Consider the following 20,420-nt stretch of genomic DNA (forward strand, 5'->3'; position numbering starts at 1 on the left):
AGGAATGAAATTAATGGATACAACTGGAATCAAATTAACTCCAAAAGAAATCGTATCTAAATTAAACGAATACATCGTTGGACAAAATGATGCTAAACGTAAAGTGGCCATTGCCCTACGTAATAGATATAGAAGAAGTTTGTTAGATGAAGAATCAAAACAAGAAATCTCACCAAAAAATATTTTGATGATTGGTCCAACAGGAGTTGGTAAAACTGAAATTGCAAGAAGAATGGCTAAAGTTGTAGGTGCACCATTTATAAAAGTTGAAGCGACTAAGTTTACTGAAGTAGGTTATGTTGGTAGAGATGTCGAAAGTATGGTTAGAGATTTAGTTGATGTTTCAGTAAGATTAGTAAAAGCGCAAAAAAAATCATTGGTTCAAGATGAAGCGACTGCTAAAGCGAATGAAAAACTTGTTAAGTTGCTTGTTCCAAGTATGAAAAAGAAAGCATCACAAAGCAATAACCCGTTAGAGTCACTATTCGGAGGTGCAATTCCAAACTTCGGTCAAAATAATGAAGATGAAGAAGAACCACCTACAGAAGAAATTAAAACGAAACGATCTGAAATTAAACGACAACTTGAAGAAGGAAAGCTTGAAAAAGAAAAAGTTAGAATTAAAGTTGAACAGGATCCAGGAGCTTTAGGCATGCTTGGAACAAATCAAAATCAGCAAATGCAAGAGATGATGAATCAGTTGATGCCTAAGAAAAAGGTTGAAAGAGAAGTTGCAGTTGAGACAGCAAGAAAAATCTTAGCCGATGGTTTTGCAGATGAATTAATTGATCAAGAGAGTGCGAACCAAGAAGCGTTAGAATTAGCTGAGCAAATGGGTATTATATTTATTGATGAGATTGATAAAGTGGCTACTAATAACCATAATAGTGGTCAAGATGTGTCTAGACAGGGCGTACAGCGAGATATTTTACCTATCCTTGAAGGTAGCGTAATTCAAACTAAATATGGTACTGTGAATACTGAACATATGCTGTTTATCGGAGCTGGTGCGTTCCATGTATCTAAACCAAGTGATTTAATTCCAGAATTACAAGGTCGTTTCCCAATTAGAGTTGAACTTGATAGTTTATCAGTAGAAGATTTTGTGAGAATTTTAACTGAACCTAAGTTGTCGCTAATAAAACAATACGAGGCGTTACTTCAAACAGAAGAAGTTACTGTTAACTTTACGGATGAAGCAATAACTAGATTAGCTGAGATAGCATACCAGGTGAATCAAGACACTGATAATATTGGTGCGCGTAGACTTCATACAATATTAGAAAAAATGTTAGAAGATTTATCATTTGAAGCACCAAGTATGCCAAATGCAGTTGTAGATATTACCCCACAATATGTTGATGATAAATTAAAATCAATTTCAACTAATAAAGATTTAAGTGCATTTATTCTATAAAAATATAAAAAAGGAGAAAAATTCATGAGCTTATTATCTAAAACGAGAGAGTTAAACACGTTACTTCAAAAACATAAAGGTATTGCGGTTGATTTTAAAGATGTCGCGCAAACGATTAGTAGCGTAACTGTAACAAATGTATTTATTGTGTCGCGCAGAGGTAAAATTTTAGGTTCAAGTCTTAACGAATTATTGAAAAGCCAACGAATTATTCAAATGTTGGAAGAAAGACATATTCCAAGTGAATATACTGAACAATTAATGGAAGTTAAACAAACAGAATCAAATATTGATATCGACAATGTATTAACAGTATTCCCGCCTGAAAATAGAGAATTATTCATTGATAGTCGTACGACGATTTTCCCGATTTTAGGTGGAGGAGAAAGATTGGGTACTCTAGTGCTTGGTCGCGTACACGATGATTTTAATGAAAATGACTTAGTACTAGGTGAATATGCAGCTACAGTTATTGGTATGGAAATCTTACGTGAAAAGCATAGCGAAGTTGAAAAAGAAGCTCGTGATAAAGCTGCAATCACTATGGCAATTAATTCGTTATCGTATTCTGAAAAAGAAGCAATTGAGCATATTTTTGATGAGCTTGGTGGTACTGAAGGATTATTAATCGCTTCAAAAGTTGCTGATAGAGTAGGTATTACAAGATCAGTTATTGTAAATGCACTTCGAAAATTAGAAAGTGCTGGCGTTATTGAATCACGTTCATTAGGCATGAAAGGTACCTTCATCAAAGTTAAAAAAGAAAAATTCTTAGATGAGTTAGAAAAAAGTAAATAAATTGATGAAATGACTTCGATGATAATATTGAAGTCATTTATTTTGGGTAATTTTTATTCAAATTATCATTTGAAACGGTAATGAGAATATTACAATGAAAAATGTAAAAAATACTTGAAAAACATTTGCTTTAGGTACGGCATTATGTTATATTTATTTTCGGCTATAAAGCCAATACACACATATCAAACGTGATTGTGTAAAGGGTGCAATATGTTTATATTGTCTTTACAATAGTTTGTTATGGAGGTAACTAACCAATAGGAGGAATTTATAATGGCAGTAATTTCAATGAAACAATTACTAGAAGCGGGTGTACACTTCGGTCACCAAACACGTCGTTGGAACCCAAAAATGAAAAAATATATCTTCACTGAGAGAAATGGTATTTATATCATCGACTTACAAAAAACAGTGAAAAAAGTAGACGAAGCTTATAACTTCTTGAAACAAGTTTCAGAAGATGGCGGACAAGTCTTATTCGTAGGTACTAAAAAACAAGCACAAGAATCAGTTAAATCTGAAGCAGAACGTGCTGGACAATTCTACATTAACCAAAGATGGTTAGGTGGATTATTAACTAACTATAAAACAATCTCTAAACGAATCAAACGTATTTCTGAAATTGAAAAAATGGAAGAAGATGGTTTATTCGAAGTATTACCTAAAAAAGAAGTTGTAGAACTTAAAAAAGAATACGACCGTTTAATCAAATTCTTAGGCGGAATTCGTGATATGAAATCAATGCCTCAAGCATTATTCGTAGTTGACCCACGTAAAGAGCGTAACGCAATTGCTGAAGCTCGTAAATTAAATATTCCTATCGTAGGTATCGTTGACACTAACTGTGATCCTGACGAAATTGACTACGTAATCCCAGCAAACGACGATGCTATCCGTGCAGTTAAATTATTAACTGCTAAAATGGCAGATGCAATCTTAGAAGGTCAACAAGGCGTTTCTAATGAAGAAGTAGCTGCAGAACAAAACATCGATTTAGATGAAAAAGAAAAATCAGAAGAAACAGAAGCAACTGAAGAATAATCAACTGTTGAATCTGACTTAGATATAGTTTAAATGGGTGATAAGATATAAATGCTTATCACCTTTTTTAAAAAGGAAATTAGGGCAAATTACAAATATTCAATTAGAGTATTGGCAATATTGCCTATAATAATGCTAAAATCATAATATATAAATTGATAACTTATTGGAGGAATAATGAATGGCAACTATTTCAGCAAAACTTGTTAAAGAATTACGTGAAAAAACTGGCGCAGGTATGATGGATTGTAAAAAAGCGCTAACTGAAACTGAAGGCGATATCGATAAAGCGATTGATTACTTACGTGAAAAAGGTATTGCTAAAGCAGCTAAAAAAGCAGACCGTATTGCGGCTGAAGGTTTAGTACACGTTGAAACTAAAGGTAACGAAGCAGTTATCGTTGAAATCAACTCTGAAACTGACTTTGTTGCTCGTAACGAAGGATTCCAAGAGTTAGTAAAAGAAATTGCTAACCAAGTATTAGATACAAAAGCAGAAACTGTAGAAGCTTTAATGGAAACAACTTTACCAAACGGTAAATCAGTTGATGAAAGAATGAAAGAAGCAATCTCAACAATCGGTGAAAAATTAAGCATTCGCCGTTTTGCAATCAGAACTAAAACTGATAACGACTCATTCGGCGCATACTTACACATGGGCGGTCGTATTGGTGTATTAACTGTTGTTGAAGGTTCTACTGATGAAGAAGCAGCGAGAGACGTTGCAATGCATATTGCTGCAATTAATCCTAAATATGTTTCTTCTGAACAAGTAAGCGAAGAAGAAATCAACCATGAAAGAGAAGTATTAAAACAACAAGCATTAAATGAAGGTAAACCAGAAAACATCGTTGAAAAAATGGTGGAAGGACGTTTACGTAAATATTTACAAGAAATTTGTGCTGTAGACCAAGACTTCGTTAAAAACCCAGATGTAACAGTTGAAGCTTTCTTGAAAACAAAAGGTGGAAAACTTGTTGACTTCGTACGCTATGAAGTAGGCGAAGGTATGGAAAAACGTGAAGAAAACTTTGCGGATGAAGTAAAAGGACAAATGAAATAATCTGTCATAAAGTAAAACAAGGAAGAAGACACCTTTAATGTTGCTTTATTAAAATGTAAATCATTCTAATAAAACGACAACTGTGTCTTCTTTACTTGTATATGTTACATATATTCACGATAGAGAGGATAAGAAAATGGCTCAAATTTCTAAATATAAACGTGTAGTTTTGAAACTAAGTGGTGAAGCGTTAGCTGGAGAAAAAGGATTTGGCATAAATCCAGTAATTATTAAAAGTGTTGCTGAACAAGTTGCAGAAGTTGCTAAAATGGATTGTGAAATCGCAGTTATTGTTGGTGGCGGAAATATTTGGAGAGGTAAAACGGGTAGTGACTTAGGTATGGACCGAGGCACTGCAGATTACATGGGTATGCTTGCAACAGTTATGAACGCATTAGCATTACAAGATAGTTTAGAACAATTAGATTGCGATACAAGAGTATTAACATCTATTGAAATGAAACAAGTTGCAGAACCTTATATTCGTCGTCGTGCAATTAGACACTTAGAAAAGAAACGTGTAGTTATTTTTGCTGCAGGTATTGGTAACCCATACTTCTCTACAGATACAACAGCGGCTTTACGTGCTGCAGAAGTTGAAGCCGATGTTATTTTAATGGGTAAAAACAATGTGGATGGCGTATACTCAGCAGATCCTAAAGTGAACAAAGATGCTGTTAAATATGAGCATTTAACTCATATCCAAATGCTTCAAGAAGGTTTACAAGTTATGGATTCAACTGCATCATCATTCTGCATGGATAATAACATCCCATTAACTGTTTTCTCTATTATGGAAGAAGGAAATATCAAACGTGCCGTGATGGGTGAAAAAATAGGTACGTTAATTACAAAATAAATTTAGAGGTGTAATATAATGAGCGACATTATTAGTGAAACTAAATCAAGAATGCAAAAATCAATCGAAAGTTTATCTCGTGAATTAGCAAATATTAGTGCTGGCCGTGCTAATTCAAACTTATTAAATGGTGTAACAGTTGATTATTATGGCGCACCAACGCCTGTACAACAATTGGCAAGTATTAATGTTCCAGAAGCACGTTTACTTGTAATTTCTCCATATGATAAAACATCTGTTGCAGATATTGAGAAAGCAATTATTGCAGCGAACTTAGGAGTGAACCCTACAAGTGATGGTGAAGTAATTCGTATCGCAGTCCCTGCTTTAACTGAAGAGCGCAGAAAAGAACGCGTTAAAGACGTTAAGAAAATTGGTGAAGAAGCAAAAGTATCTGTTCGAAACATTCGTCGTGATATGAATGATCAATTGAAAAAAGATGAGAAGAACGGTGACATAACTGAAGATGAACTAAGAACTGGTACTGAAGATGTCCAAAAAGCAACAGACAACTCAATAAAAGAAATTGATAAAATGATTGCTGATAAAGAAAAAGATATTATGTCAGTATAAATCGATATACAGTGACATATTAAAATGCCAATTAGAGATAGCAATGTAAAGGTGAAATTCTACAATCACATTGAATGATTCGTTGGTTGTGAATGTTAATTATTTTTTCATTAGTTATGATGGTGTTTAAATAAGTTAACTTAACATTTTACTTTTGCATGTGATAAAGTATCGCATTAAAGTTATGTATTTTTAACCTCAGTATGTATGTCACATTCATGGTGTAAACTGTACCGAGTCAGACTTTGGTACAGTTTTTTTATTTGCTTATTCAATGCGTTAAATGAGTATGATAAAATGATAATGATTGTTTAGTAACTAATACTATATGACAGAGATGATCAGGCTCGGAGGAAAGACCATGTTTAAAAAGCTAATAAATAAAAAGAACACTATAAATAATTATAATGAAGAATTGGACGCGGCAAATATACCTGAACATATCGCGATTATCATGGATGGTAATGGACGATGGGCTAAGAAACGTAAAATGCCGAGAATTAAAGGCCATTATGAAGGTATGCAAACAATTAAGAAAATCACTAGAGCTGCTAGTGACATCGGTGTTAAATACTTAACCTTATATGCCTTTTCCACTGAAAATTGGTCAAGACCTGAAAGTGAAGTTAATTATATTATGAATTTGCCTGTCAATTTCTTAAAAACATTTTTACCTGAGTTAATAGAAAAAAATGTTAAAGTTGAAACTATAGGTTTTACTGAAAAATTACCTAATTCAACAATTGAAGCGATTAATAATGCAAAGGAAAAGACGGCGAATAATACTGGTTTGAAATTGATTTTTGCGATCAATTACGGTGGTAGAGCAGAAATTGTTCATAGTATTAAAAATATGTTTGAAGAGCTTCAGCAACAAGGTTTATCTAGTGACGTTATAGATGAAACATTTATAGACAATCATTTAATGACAAAGGATTATCCTGATCCTGAATTATTAATTCGTACATCAGGTGAACAGAGAATAAGTAATTTCTTGATTTGGCAAGTTTCTTATAGTGAATTTATCTTTAATCAAAAATTATGGCCTGACTTTGACGAAGATGAATTAATTGAATGTATTAAAATTTATCAGTCGCGTCAAAGACGTTTTGGCGGATTGAGTGAGGAGTAGTATAGTATGAAAGTAAGAACGCTGACAGCTATTATTGCCTTAATCGTATTTTTGCCTATTCTGTTAAAAGGTGGCCTTGTATTAATGATTTTTGCTAATTTATTAGCATTAATAGCATTAAAAGAATTATTGAACATGAATATGATTAAATTTGTGTCAATTCCTGGTTTAATTAGTGCAGTCGCACTTATCATTATTATGTTGCCACAACATGCAGGTCCTTGGGTACAAGTTATTCAATTAAAAAGCTTAATTGCAATGAGTTTTATTGTTCTAAGTTATACAGTCTTATCTAAGAATCGATTTAGTTTTATGGATGCAGCATTTTGTTTAATGTCTGTTGCGTATGTTGGCATTGGATTTATGTTCTTTTATGAAACAAGATCTGAAGGTTTACATTACATATTATATGCGTTTTTAATTGTATGGCTTACTGATACAGGCGCTTATTTATTTGGTAAAATGATGGGCAAACATAAACTTTGGCCAGTGATAAGTCCAAATAAAACAATCGAAGGATTTATTGGCGGTCTATTTTGTAGTTTATTAGTACCAATAGCAATGTCATACTTTGTTGATTTTAATATGAATATTTGGATTTTACTTGGTGTAACATTAATTTTAAGTTTATTCGGTCAGTTAGGTGATTTAGTGGAATCAGGATTTAAGCGTCACTTCGGCGTTAAAGACTCAGGTCGAATACTACCTGGGCATGGTGGTATCTTAGACCGATTTGACAGCTTTATGTTTGTGTTACCGTTATTAAATATTTTATTAATACAATCTTAATGCTGAGAACAGATCATTAAATGATAAGAGGAGTTGCTGAGATATTTTTGTTTTATCTCAGCGCTCCTTTTGAAAATTATGCAGAATAATTATTTAAACTAGCCATTATATTTTGTGAATTTTCATTAGCATATTATAATGACTTATATTACGTATACAGCAATCATATTTTACTTTAAAAGAAATTTATAAATAATTGAGGTGTAGCGAGTGAGCTATTTAATTACAATAATTGCATTTATTATTGTTTTTGGTGTTCTTGTAACTGTTCATGAATATGGACATATGTTTTTTGCGAAAAGAGCAGGTATTATGTGTCCAGAATTTGCGATTGGTATGGGACCAAAAATATTTAGTTTTAGAAAAAATGAAACACTTTATACAATAAGACTATTACCCGTTGGTGGATATGTTCGTATGGCAGGGGATGGTTTGGAAGAACCACCAGTAGAACCTGGAATGAATATCAAAATTAAATTAAATGAAAATAATGAAATTACACATATCATATTAGATGACCATCATAAGTTTCAACAAATTGAAGCGATTGAAGTTAAAAAATGTGATTTTAAAGATGAGTTATTCATAGAAGGAATTACTGCTTATGACAATGAAAGACACCATTTTAAAATTGCAAGAAAGGCATTCTTTGTTGAAAATGGTAGTTTAGTTCAAATTGCACCGAAAGACAGACAATTTGCACATAAAAAGCCTTGGCCAAAATTTTTAACATTATTTGCAGGTCCATTATTTAACTTTATTTTAGCCTTAGTCCTATTTATTGGTCTTGCATATTATCAAGGTACACCAACTTCTACTGTAGACCAAGTTGCAGATAAGTACCCAGCTCAACAAGCAGGATTACAAAAAGGTGATAAAATTGTTCAAATTGGCAATTACAAAATATCTGAATTTGCAGATGTTGACAAAGCTTTAGACAAAGTAAAAGATAATAAGACAACTGTTAAATTTGAACGTAATGGTAAAACAAAATCGGTTGAATTAACTCCTAAAAAGACTGAAAGAAAACTTACAAAAGTGAGTTCAGAAACTAAATATGTTCTTGGGTTCCAACCTGCAAGTGAACATACGATTTTTAAACCGATATTATACGGATTTGAAAGCTTTTTAAAGGGTAGTACACTTATTTTTACAGCAGTAGTTGGTATGATAGCAAGTATTTTCACTGGTGGTTTCTCATTCGACATGTTGAATGGGCCTGTTGGTATTTATCATAATGTAGACTCTGTAGTTAAATCTGGTATTATCAGCTTAATTGGTTATACTGCATTATTAAGTGTTAACTTAGGTATTATGAATTTAATTCCAATACCAGCCCTTGATGGTGGACGTATATTGTTTGTTATTTATGAAGCAATTTTTAGAAAACCAGTTAATAAAAAAGCAGAAACAACAATTATCGCTATCGGTGCGATATTCATGGTCATTATTATGATATTAGTCACGTGGAATGATATTCGACGATATTTTTTATAAATTAGGAGGATAAATAATTATGAAACAATCCAAAGTTTTTATACCAACGATGCGTGATGTGCCATCGGAAGCAGAAGCACAGAGTCATCGTTTATTATTGAAATCAGGTTTGATTAAACAAAGTACAAGTGGGATTTATAGTTATTTACCGCTAGCAACTCGTGTGTTAAATAATATTACAGCAATTGTGCGTCAAGAAATGGAACGTATTGATTCTGTTGAAATTTTGATGCCAGCTTTACAACAAGCTGAATTATGGGAAGAATCAGGTCGTTGGGGAGCTTATGGACCAGAATTAATGCGCTTGCAAGATCGACATGGAAGACAATTCGCATTGGGTCCAACACATGAAGAATTAGTAACATCATTAGTAAGAAATGAGTTAAAATCATATAAACAATTGCCAATGACGTTATTCCAAATTCAATCAAAATTCCGTGATGAAAAGAGACCTCGTTTTGGTTTATTGCGTGGACGCGAGTTTATTATGAAAGATGCTTATTCATTCCATGCAGATGAAGCATCTTTAGATCAAACATATCAAGATATGTATTACGCATATAGCCGTATATTTGAGCGTGTTGGTATTAATGCTAGACCAGTTGTAGCAGATTCAGGCGCTATCGGTGGTAGTCATACACATGAATTTATGGCCTTAAGTGCAATTGGTGAAGACACAATTGTTTACAGTAAAGAAAGCGATTATGCCGCTAACATTGAAAAAGCTGAAGTGGTTTATGAACCTAATCATAAACATACAGCAGAAAAAGCGTTAGAAAAAATAGAAACCCCAAATGTTAAGACTGCACAAGAGTTAGCAGACTTTTTAGGAAGACCAGTAGACGAAATTGTTAAAACAATGATTTTCAAAGTTGATGGTGAATATATTATGGTATTAGTTCGTGGACATCATGAAATTAATGACATTAAATTAAAATCATACTTTGAAACAGATAATATTGAATTAGCAACACAAGATGAAATTGTAAATTTAGTTGGTGCCAATCCTGGATCGTTAGGACCTGTTCTTGATAAAGAGATTAAAATCTACGCAGATAATTTTGTACAAGACTTAAATAATCTTGTAGTTGGTGCAAATGAAGATGGCTACCATTTAATTAATGTTAATGTAGGTAGAGATTTTAATGTTGATGAATACGGAGATTTCCGTTTTATTTTAGAAGGTGAGAAGTTAAGCGATGGTTCTGGCGTTGCGCATTTTGCAGAAGGTATAGAAGTTGGCCAAGTATTCAAATTAGGTACTAAATACTCAGAATCGATGAATGCAACTTTCTTAGATAACCAAGGTAAAGCACAACCTTTAATTATGGGGTGCTATGGAATTGGTATTTCTAGAACATTAAGTGCAATTGTTGAACAAAATCATGATGACAACGGTATTATTTGGCCTAAATCAGTATCACCATTTGATATACATTTAATTTCAATTAATCCTAAGAAAGATGATCAGCGTGAACTTGCAGATCAACTTTATGCGAAATTTAATGATAAATTTGATGTATTGTATGATGACCGTCAAGAACGTGCTGGTGTAAAATTCAATGATGCAGATTTAATTGGATTGCCATTGCGAATCGTAGTTGGTAAACGTGCATCTGAAGGAATTGTTGAAGTTAAAGAACGTTTAACTGGAAATAGTGAAGAAGTTCATATCGATGACTTAATGACTGTCATTTCTAATAAATATGACAATTTAAAATAATGAAAAACATTTAACATAATAAGAGTAGGATAAAGCTAAAAGAAATTGCGTGCTTATGTCCTACTCTTATTATTTTTGATATAATGATTATTCGATGAAATATGACTGAAGACGTAGTATAATTAATGATAAATTTGTTTTAACAATAATGTGATTAGATATATGTGAAGAAGATAGAAGTTAAGTGTTTTTCACTTCGAATAAACCGTATAATCTAATTATTATTGAAATGCATAAAAGTAATTTCTATTTAAGGTGGTAATTGTCTTGGCAATGACAGAGCAACAAAAATTTAAAGTGCTTGCTGATCAAATTAAAATTTCAAATCAATTAGATAGTGAAATTTTAAATTCAGGTGAACTGACACGTATAGATGTTTCTAATAAAAATAGAACATGGGAATTTCATATTACATTACCACAATTCTTAGCTCATGAAGATTATTTATTATTTATTAACGCGATAGAGCAAGAATTTAAAGATATTGCCAATGTTACATGTCGTTTTACGGTAACAGATGGTACAAATCAAGATGAACATGCAATAAAATATTTTGGGCATTGTATTGATCAAACAGGTTTATCTCCAAAAGTTAAAGGACAATTAAAACAGAAAAAGCTTATCATGTCAGGTAAGATTTTAAAAGTAATGGTGTCGAATGACATAGAACGAAATCATTTTGATAAAGCATGTAATGGAAGTCTCGTTAAGGCTTTCAGAAATTGTGGTTTTGACTTAGATAAAATAGTTTTTGAAACAAATGACAATGATCAAGAACAAAATTTAGCATCTTTAGAAGCACATATTCAAGAAGAAGATGAACAAAGTGCACGTTTAGCTACAGAGAAACTTGAAAAAATGAAAGCTGAAAAAGCGAAACAACAAGATAATAACGAAAGTGCTGTTGATAAATGTCAAATAGGAAAACCAATTCAAATTGAAAATATTAAACCTATTGAATCAATTATTGAAGAAGAGTTTAAAGTTGCTATTGAAGGGGTTATTTTTGATATTAATCTAAAAGAACTAAAAAGTGGACGCCATATCGTTGAAATTAAAGTTACTGACTATACAGATTCATTAGTATTAAAAATGTTTACTCGTAAAAATAAGGATGATTTAGAACATTTCAAAGCATTGAGTGTTGGTAAATGGGTTAGAGCACAAGGGCGAATCGAGGAAGATACATTTATTAGAGATTTAGTAATGATGATGTCTGATATTGAAGAAATTAAAAAAGCTACGAAAAAAGATAAAGCTGAAGAAAAACGTGTCGAATTTCATTTGCATACCGCAATGAGTCAAATGGATGGAATACCAAATATTGGCGCGTATGTTAAACAAGCTGCAGATTGGGGTCACCCAGCTATTGCTGTAACAGATCATAACGTTGTACAAGCATTCCCAGATGCCCATGCAGCAGCTGAAAAACATGGCATTAAAATGATTTATGGTATGGAAGGTATGTTGGTTGATGATGGTGTTCCGATTGCGTATAAACCACAAGATGTCGTATTAAAAGATGCTACATATGTTGTATTTGACGTTGAGACTACAGGTTTGTCAAATCAATATGATAAAATTATTGAGCTCGCAGCTGTAAAAATTCATAACGGTGAAATCATCGATAAATTTGAAAGATTTAGTAATCCACATGAACGATTATCGGAAACGATTATCAATTTAACGCATATTACCGATGATATGTTAGTTGACGCGCCCGAAATTGAGGAAGTTCTAACAGAATTTAAAGAATGGGTTGGCGATGCGATATTCGTAGCACATAATGCTTCATTTGATATGGGCTTCATTGATACTGGATATGAACGACTAGGATTTGGACCATCTACCAATGGTGTTATCGATACTTTAGAATTATCTCGTACAATTAATACCGAATATGGTAAACATGGTTTGAACTTTTTAGCAAAAAAATATGGCGTAGAATTAACACAACATCACCGCGCCATTTATGATACAGAGGCAACAGCTTACATTTTCATTAAAATGGTTCAACAAATGAAAGAATTAGGTGTATTGAATCATAATGAAATCAACAAAAAGCTTAGTAATGAGGATGCATATAAACGTGCGAGACCGAGCCATGTAACACTGATTGTACAAAATCAGCAAGGTCTTAAAAATTTATTTAAAATTGTAAGTGCATCGCTGGTGAAATATTTCTATCGTACACCACGGATTCCGCGTTCATTATTAGATGAATATCGTGAAGGGTTATTAGTTGGAACAGCTTGTGATGAAGGTGAATTATTCACAGCCGTTATGCAAAAAGATCAAAGTGAAGTTGAAAAAATTGCTAAATACTATGATTTCATTGAAATTCAACCGCCAGCACTTTATCAAGATTTAATAGATAGGGAATTAATTAGAGATACAGAAACATTACATGAAATTTATCAACGATTAATGCATGCTGGTGATACAGCAGGCATACCAGTTATTGCGACAGGTAATGCCCACTATTTATTTGAACACGATGGAATTGCACGTAAAATTTTAATAGCATCGCAACCTGGTAATCCACTGAATCGTTCAACTTTACCAGAAGCACATTTTAGAACTACAGATGAAATGTTAAACGAGTTTCATTTTTTAGGTGAAGAAAAAGCGCATGAAATTGTTGTGAAAAATACTAATGAATTGGCAGATCGAATTGAACGTGTAGTTCCTATTAAAGATGAATTGTATACACCTCGTATGGAAGGTGCCAATGAGGAAATTAGAGAGTTAAGTTATGCAAATGCACGTAAATTGTATGGCGAAGATTTACCTCAAATCGTTATTGATAGATTAGAAAAAGAATTAAAAAGTATCATTGGGAATGGTTTCGCAGTTATTTATTTAATTTCACAACGTTTGGTTAAAAAATCGTTGGATGATGGATATTTAGTAGGTTCTCGTGGTTCCGTTGGTTCAAGTTTTGTAGCAACAATGACTGAAATTACTGAGGTGAACCCATTACCGCCGCATTATATTTGCCCAAATTGTAAAACGAGTGAATTTTTTAATGATGGTTCTGTAGGATCAGGATTCGATTTACCAGATAAAACGTGTGAAACTTGTGGGGCACCGCTTATCAAAGAAGGACAAGATATTCCATTTGAAACTTTCTTGGGCTTCAAAGGGGATAAGGTTCCTGATATCGATTTAAACTTTAGTGGTGAATATCAACCAAATGCTCATAACTATACAAAAGTATTGTTTGGTGAGGATAAAGTTTTCCGTGCAGGTACGATAGGTACTGTCGCTGAAAAGACTGCTTTTGGTTATGTCAAAGGCTACTTAAATGATCAAGGTATTCATAAAAGAGGTGCTGAAATAGATCGACTTGTAAAAGGGTGTACTGGTGTTAAACGTACAACTGGGCAACACCCAGGGGGTATTATTGTAGTACCTGATTATATGGATATTTATGATTTTACACCAATACAATATCCTGCAGACGACCAAAATTCAGCATGGATGACGACACACTTCGATTTCCATTCTATTCATGACAATGTGTTGAAGCTCGACATACTTGGTCACGATGATCCGACTATGATACGTATGCTTCAAGATTTATCAGGAATTGATCCAAAAACGATACCAGTAGATGATAAAGAAGTCATGCAAATATTTAGTACACCTGAAAGTTTAGGTGTTACTGAAGATGAAATTTTATGTAAAACAGGCACATTTGGCGTGCCGGAATTTGGTACTGGATTCGTTCGACAAATGTTAGAAGACACAAAGCCAACTTCGTTCTCTGAGTTAGTTCAAATTTCTGGATTGTCACACGGTACAGATGTATGGTTAGGCAATGCGCAGGAATTAATTAAATCAGGTATTTGTGATTTATCAAGTGTAATTGGTTGTCGTGATGATATCATGGTTTATTTAATGTACGCTGGTTTAGAACCATCGATGGCATTTAAAATTATGGAATCAGTACGTAAAGGTAAAGGTTTAACTGAAGAAATGATAGATACGATGAAAGAAAATAATGTGCCAGATTGGTATTTAGATTCGTGTCTAAAAATTAAGTACATGTTCCCTAAAGCCCATGCAGCAGCATACGTTTTAATGGCAGTACGTATCGCATATTTCAAAGTACACCATCCGCTTTATTATTATGCTTCTTACTTTACAATTCGTGCGTCAGACTTTGATTTAATTACGATGATTAAAGATAAAACAAGCATTCGAAATACTGTAAAAGACATGTATTCTCGCTATATGGATTTGGGTAAAAAAGAAAAAGACGTATTAACTGTCTTGGAAATTATGAATGAAATGGCACATCGTGGTTATCGAATGCAACCGATTAGTTTAGAAAAGAGTCAAGCGTTCGAGTTTATCATTGAAGGAGATTCACTCATTCCACCATTTATTTCAGTGCCGGGTCTTGGTGAAAATGTTGCAAAACGTATTGTTGAAGCACGTGATGATGGTCCGTTCTTATCAAAAGAAGACTTGAATAAAAAAGCTGGATTATCTCAGAAAATTATTGAGTATTTAGATGAGTTAGGCTCATTACCGAATTTACCAGATAAAGCTCAGCTTTCAATATTTGATATGTAATCGAAATATTACACTATAGCATTTAGTGATTTTATTTTAGAAAAAGTTATATCAGATTCGATGAGGTTTTATATGATTGTTTAACTTAACGCTCTGATTTAGCAGAAAAATAAATATAAGAAGACTAATTTTAAGGAAGAATCACTGATAATTGGTGAAGTCATTTGTTTAGTAAATAAACTTATGCTATAATTAAGGTGCTTAAAAATTAGTGAACTCAGGCAAAAGAGTGGGAGATTCCCGCTCTTTTCTATTTGCCAAAAAGGGAGGCCTGTATGAGTAAAATTACAGAACAAGTTGAAGTGATTGTTCAACCAATTATGGAAGACTTGAATTTTGAACTTGTAGACGTTGAATATGTCAAAGAAGGTAGAGACCATTTTCTTAGAATCTCTATTGATAAAGAAGGTGGCGTGGATTTAAATGATTGTACGCTTGCTTCTGAAAAAATAAGTGAAGCTATGGATGCGAATGATCCAATTCCTGAAATGTATTATTTGGACGTAGCATCACCTGGTGCGGAACGTCCTATTAAAAAAGAACAAGATTTCCAAAATGCAATAACTAAGCCTGTTTTTGTCTCATTGTATGTACCAATTGATGGTGAAAAAGAATGGTTAGGCATTTTACAGGAAGTCAATAATGAAACAATTGTTGTACAGGTGAAAATTAAAGCAAGAACAAAAAATATAGAGATACCGAGAGACAAAATAGCAAAAGCACGTCACGCAGTTATGATTTAACGTGATGAGGAGGAAAAAACGTGTCAAGTAATGAATTATTATTAGCTACTGAATATTTAGAAAAAGAAAAGAAAATTCCTAGAGCAGTGTTAATTGATGCAATTGAAGCAGCATTGATTACTGCATACAAAAAGAATTATGATAGTGCAAGAAATGTCCGTGTTGAATTAAATATGGATCAAGGTACATTCAAAGTAATTGCTCGAAAAGACGTTGTTGAAGAGGTCTTTGATGATAGAGATGAAGTCGACTTAAGTACTGCACTTGTTAAAAACCCAGCATACGAAATTGGAGATATTTATGAAGAAGATGTAACACCAAAAGACTTCGGTCGTGTTGGTGCTCAAGCTGCGAAACAAGCAGTTATGCAACGACTTCGTGATGCTGAACGTGAAATTTTATTTGAAGAGTTTATTGATAAAGAAGAAGATATATTAACAGGTGTGATTGATCGTGTAGATCACCGCTATGTTTATGTTAACTTAGGACGTATTGAAGCAGTTTTATCTGAAGCCGAAAGAAGCCCTAATGAAAAATATATTCCTAATGAACGTATCAAAGTTTATGTTAACAAAGTAGAACAAACTACAAAAGGACCTCAAATTTATGTTTCACGAAGCCATCCAGGTTTATTAAAACGTTTGTTTGAACAAGAAGTACCAGAAATTTATGATGGTACTGTTATCGTAAAATCAGTTGCTCGTGAGGCAGGAGATCGTTCTAAAATCAGTGTCTTCTCAGAAAATCATGATATCGATGCTGTTGGTGCATGTGTTGGTGCCAAAGGCGCGCGTGTTGAAGCTGTTGTTGAAGAGCTAGGTGGCGAAAAAATCGACATCGTACAATGGAATGAAGATCCAAAAGTATTTGTAAAAAATGCTTTAAGCCCTTCTCAAGTTTTAGAAGTTATAGTTGATGAAGCAAATCAATCTACAGTAGTTGTTGTTCCTGATTATCAATTGTCATTGGCGATTGGTAAAAGAGGACAAAACGCACGTCTAGCTGCTAAATTAACAGGTTGGAAAATTGATATTAAATCAGAAACAGATGCACGTGAAGCAGGTATCTATCCAGTAGTAGAGGTTGAAAATGTAACTGACGATGAAGTTATTACAGAAGAGGATGCTATAGCAGAATCAACAGAAGACGCAACAGAAGTTACAGTTGATACTAACGTAGAGAAAGAATCTGAATAATAGGTTGGAGTGAAGTATCTATGAAAAAGAAAAAAATTCCGATGCGAAAATGCATTCTTTCAAATGAAATGCATCCCAAAAAAGATATGATTCGTGTTGTCATAAACAAAGAAGGCGAAATTTTTGCGGATGTAACAGGAAAGAAACAAGGCCGTGGCGCATATGTTTCTAAAGATGTTGCAATGGTTGAAAAAGCGCAACAAAAAGAAATACTTGAGAAGTATTTTAAAGCGTCAAAAGAAGAATTGGAGCCTGTTTATAATGAAATTATTAGATTGATTTATAGAGAAGAGATTCCAAAATGAGTATAGAACAAATATTAAACTTTTTAGGATTGGCAATGCGAGCTGGTAAAGTAAAAACAGGTGAATCAGTCATTGTTAATGATATTAAAAAGGGAAATTTGAAACTCGTCATTGTTACTGAAGATGCATCAAATAATACAACTAAATTAATTACAGACAAATGTAATAGTTATAAGGTTCCATTTAGAAAATTTGGAAGCCGAAATGAATTGGGAATAGCACTTGGAAAAGGTGAGCGTGTTAATGTAGGGATTACTGACCCAGGCTTTGCTAAAAAGTTGCTATCAATGATAGATGAATATCATAAGGAGTGATTATATGAGTAAACAAAGAATTTACGAATATGCGAAAGAATTAAATCTAAAGAGTAAAGAGATTATAGATGAGTTAAAAAGCATGAATATTGAGGTTTCAAATCATATGCAAGCTTTGGAAGATGACCAAATTAAAGCATTAGATAAAAAGTTCAAAAAAGAACAAAAAAATGATTCAAAACAAAGCGCTCAAAATAATCACCAAAAATCAAACAACAACAAAAACCAAAACAACAACAAAGGACAACAAAAAGATAACAAGAAGAATCAACAACCTAATAATAAAGGTAACAAAAACAACAAAAAGAATAATAAAAATAATAAGAAGAACAATAAAAATAATAAGCCACAAAACCAACCAGTTGAACCAAAAGAAATACCTTCAAAGGTAACATACCAAGAAGGTATCACTGTTGGTGAATTTGCTGACAAATTAAACGTTGAGTCTTCTGAAATTATTAAAAAATTATTCCTACTTGGTATTGTTGCTAATATTAACCAATCTTTAAATCAAGAAACAATTGAATTAATTGCTGATGACTACGGTGTAGAAGTTGAAGAAGAAGTTGTTATCAATGAAGAAGATCTTTCAACATACTTCGAAGATGAAAAAGATGATCCAGAAGCAATTGAAAGACCAGCAGTTGTAACAATCATGGGACACGTTGACCATGGTAAAACAACATTATTAGATTCAATTCGTCATACAAAGGTAACTGCTGGAGAAGCAGGCGGCATTACACAACATATTGGTGCATATCAAATTGAAAACGATGGTAAAAAAATTACTTTCCTTGATACACCAGGACATGCTGCTTTCACAACAATGCGTGCGCGTGGTGCCCAAGTAACTGATATCACAATTTTAGTAGTAGCTGCTGATGACGGTGTAATGCCTCAAACTATTGAAGCAATTAACCACGCTAAAGAAGCAGAAGTGCCAATTATCGTAGCAGTGAACAAAATTGATAAACCAACTTCGAATCCAGACAGAGTTATGCAAGAATTAACTGAGTACGGTTTGATTCCTGAAGATTGGGGTGGCGACACAATTTTCGTTCCGCTTTCAGCATTAAGTGGTGATGGTATTGATGATTTATTAGAAATGATTGGCTTAGTTGCGGAAGTACAAGAACTTAAAGCAAACCCTAAAAATCGTGCTGTTGGAACAGTTATCGAAGCAGAATTAGATAAATCTCGTGGTCCTTCTGCGTCATTGTTAGTCCAAAATGGTACATTAAATGTTGGTGATGCGATTGTTGTTGGTAATACGTATGGTCGTATCCGTGCAATGGTAAATGATTTAGGTCAAAGAATTAAAACAGCTGGTCCATCAACACCTGTTGAAATCACTGGTATTAATGATGTGCCTCAAGCGGGAGATCGCTTTGTTGTATTTAGTGATGAAAAACAAGCCCGTCGTATCGGTGAATCAAGACATGAAGCTAGCATCGTACAACAACGTCAAGAAAGTAAAAATGTTTCTTTAGATAACTTGTTTGAACAAATGAAACAAGGCGAAATGAAAGATTTGAACGTTATTATTAAAGGTGATGTTCAAGGTTCTGTCGAAGCTTTAGCTGCATCATTAATGAAAATTGATGTTGAAGGCGTAAATGTACGTATTATTCATACAGCAGTTGGTGCAATAAACGAGTCAGACGTAACACTTGCGAATGCATCAAATGGTATCATTATTGGTTTCAATGTACGTCCAGATAGTGGTGCAAAGCGTGCTGCAGAAGCTGAAAATGTTGATATGCGTTTACACAGAGTCATCTATAACGTTATAGAAGAAATTGAATCAGCGATGAAAGGTCTACTTGATCCAGAATTCGAAGAGCAAGTTATTGGACAAGCAGAAGTTCGTCAAACATTCAAAGTTTCTAAAGTGGGTACTATCGCTGGTTGTTATGTTACTGAAGGTAAAATTACACGTAATGCAGGTGTTCGTATTATTCGTGATGGAATTGTTCAGTACGAAGGTGAATTAGATACACTTAAACGTTTCAAAGATGATGCAAAAGAAGTTGCAAAAGGTTATGAATGTGGTATCACTGTTGAAAACTACAATGACCTTAAAGAAGGCGACGTTATCGAAGCATTTGAAATGGTTGAAATTAAACGTTAATTTTTCATAAAAATAATATGCCAAAAGTATAGTGACGTCGCTTACTTTTGGCTTTTTTATTTGAATAGATTTCCTAGTAAAAGTTACGATATATAGACATGATATTGTATGAAATTTTGCGGTGATCTAGAATGAGTTTTAACGACAAAATATAATGTCGACTAATATTGGAAAATTTTCTGTTAAAAAGCCTATCCTACGGCAAACTTTATTTGATTTTATGGGTTTAATTTATTAAAATAACGTGTGAGC

Annotated in this window: 17 protein-coding genes; all 17 read left to right on the top strand. The window is 33.3% G+C overall.

Annotation, left to right across the window (positions count from 1 at the left end; all coding sequences use genetic code 11):
* Window positions 1-13 precede the first annotated feature (13 nt).
* The 17 genes from hslU (at window position 14) to infB (ending at window position 20,168) form a co-directional block, all read left to right on the top strand.
* Complete coding sequence (gene hslU, locus SAMSHR1132_RS05745; protein WP_000381629.1) at window positions 14-1,417, top strand: ATP-dependent protease ATPase subunit HslU; 1,404 nt, start codon at window positions 14-16, stop codon at window positions 1,415-1,417.
* A 24-nt stretch (window positions 1,418-1,441) separates the two neighbouring features.
* Window positions 1,442-2,215 carry a GTP-sensing pleiotropic transcriptional regulator CodY gene (gene codY, locus SAMSHR1132_RS05750; protein WP_000055333.1) on the top strand — a complete coding sequence of 258 codons (774 nt, stop codon included), beginning with the start codon at window positions 1,442-1,444 and terminating at the stop codon, window positions 2,213-2,215.
* 276 nt (window positions 2,216-2,491) lie between these two features.
* Window positions 2,492-3,259, top strand: a complete 768-nt coding sequence (gene rpsB / locus SAMSHR1132_RS05755; RefSeq protein WP_000268484.1) for a 30S ribosomal protein S2 — start codon at window positions 2,492-2,494, stop codon at window positions 3,257-3,259.
* A 51-nt stretch (window positions 3,260-3,310) separates the two neighbouring features.
* Complete coding sequence (locus SAMSHR1132_RS05760) at window positions 3,311-3,406, top strand: hypothetical protein (RefSeq protein ID WP_223804885.1); 96 nt, start codon at window positions 3,311-3,313, stop codon at window positions 3,404-3,406.
* A gap of 34 nt (window positions 3,407-3,440) precedes the next feature.
* On the top strand, window positions 3,441-4,322 hold the full coding sequence (tsf, locus tag SAMSHR1132_RS05765; RefSeq protein WP_000201390.1) for a translation elongation factor Ts: 882 nt from the start codon (window positions 3,441-3,443) through the stop codon (window positions 4,320-4,322).
* Between the two features lie 136 nt (window positions 4,323-4,458).
* Window positions 4,459-5,181 carry a UMP kinase gene (gene pyrH / locus SAMSHR1132_RS05770; protein WP_000057330.1) on the top strand — a complete coding sequence of 241 codons (723 nt, stop codon included), beginning with the start codon at window positions 4,459-4,461 and terminating at the stop codon, window positions 5,179-5,181.
* Window positions 5,182-5,199: 18 nt separating this feature from the next.
* On the top strand, window positions 5,200-5,754 hold the full coding sequence (frr, locus tag SAMSHR1132_RS05775; protein ID WP_001280034.1) for a ribosome recycling factor: 555 nt from the start codon (window positions 5,200-5,202) through the stop codon (window positions 5,752-5,754).
* Window positions 5,755-6,115: 361 nt separating this feature from the next.
* Window positions 6,116-6,886 (top strand): isoprenyl transferase, encoded by a 771-nt coding sequence (locus tag SAMSHR1132_RS05780; protein ID WP_000473698.1) that lies wholly within the window; start codon window positions 6,116-6,118, stop codon window positions 6,884-6,886.
* A gap of 6 nt (window positions 6,887-6,892) precedes the next feature.
* On the top strand, window positions 6,893-7,675 hold the full coding sequence (locus SAMSHR1132_RS05785) for a phosphatidate cytidylyltransferase (protein WP_000868415.1): 783 nt from the start codon (window positions 6,893-6,895) through the stop codon (window positions 7,673-7,675).
* A gap of 210 nt (window positions 7,676-7,885) precedes the next feature.
* Window positions 7,886-9,172 (top strand): RIP metalloprotease RseP, encoded by a 1,287-nt coding sequence (rseP, locus tag SAMSHR1132_RS05790; protein ID WP_000120886.1) that lies wholly within the window; start codon window positions 7,886-7,888, stop codon window positions 9,170-9,172.
* Between the two features lie 19 nt (window positions 9,173-9,191).
* Window positions 9,192-10,895 carry a proline--tRNA ligase gene (locus tag SAMSHR1132_RS05795; protein WP_000814111.1) on the top strand — a complete coding sequence of 568 codons (1,704 nt, stop codon included), beginning with the start codon at window positions 9,192-9,194 and terminating at the stop codon, window positions 10,893-10,895.
* 273 nt (window positions 10,896-11,168) lie between these two features.
* Window positions 11,169-15,479: a PolC-type DNA polymerase III gene (locus SAMSHR1132_RS05800; protein WP_096001341.1), complete on the top strand. Its 4,311-nt coding sequence runs from the start codon at window positions 11,169-11,171 to the stop codon at window positions 15,477-15,479.
* 275 nt (window positions 15,480-15,754) lie between these two features.
* Window positions 15,755-16,222 (top strand): ribosome maturation factor RimP, encoded by a 468-nt coding sequence (gene rimP / locus SAMSHR1132_RS05805; RefSeq protein ID WP_000036632.1) that lies wholly within the window; start codon window positions 15,755-15,757, stop codon window positions 16,220-16,222.
* Window positions 16,223-16,242: 20 nt separating this feature from the next.
* Window positions 16,243-17,418 (top strand): transcription termination factor NusA, encoded by a 1,176-nt coding sequence (gene nusA / locus SAMSHR1132_RS05810; RefSeq protein ID WP_000097470.1) that lies wholly within the window; start codon window positions 16,243-16,245, stop codon window positions 17,416-17,418.
* A gap of 20 nt (window positions 17,419-17,438) precedes the next feature.
* Window positions 17,439-17,723 (top strand): RNase P modulator RnpM, encoded by a 285-nt coding sequence (gene rnpM / locus SAMSHR1132_RS05815; RefSeq protein ID WP_000727422.1) that lies wholly within the window; start codon window positions 17,439-17,441, stop codon window positions 17,721-17,723.
* On the top strand, window positions 17,720-18,037 hold the full coding sequence (locus SAMSHR1132_RS05820) for a YlxQ family RNA-binding protein (RefSeq protein WP_000021269.1): 318 nt from the start codon (window positions 17,720-17,722) through the stop codon (window positions 18,035-18,037). The genes rnpM and SAMSHR1132_RS05820 overlap by 4 nt, the downstream gene beginning before the upstream one ends.
* Window positions 18,038-18,041: 4 nt before the next feature.
* Entirely contained in the window at window positions 18,042-20,168 is a 2,127-nt protein-coding gene (gene infB / locus SAMSHR1132_RS05825) for a translation initiation factor IF-2 (protein WP_000043647.1), read from the top strand.
* Window positions 20,169-20,420: the final 252 nt, after the last annotated feature.

It is taken from the genome of Staphylococcus argenteus (assembly GCF_000236925.1).
In the GTDB taxonomy this organism is placed as follows: Bacteria; Bacillota; Bacilli; order Staphylococcales; family Staphylococcaceae; genus Staphylococcus; species Staphylococcus argenteus.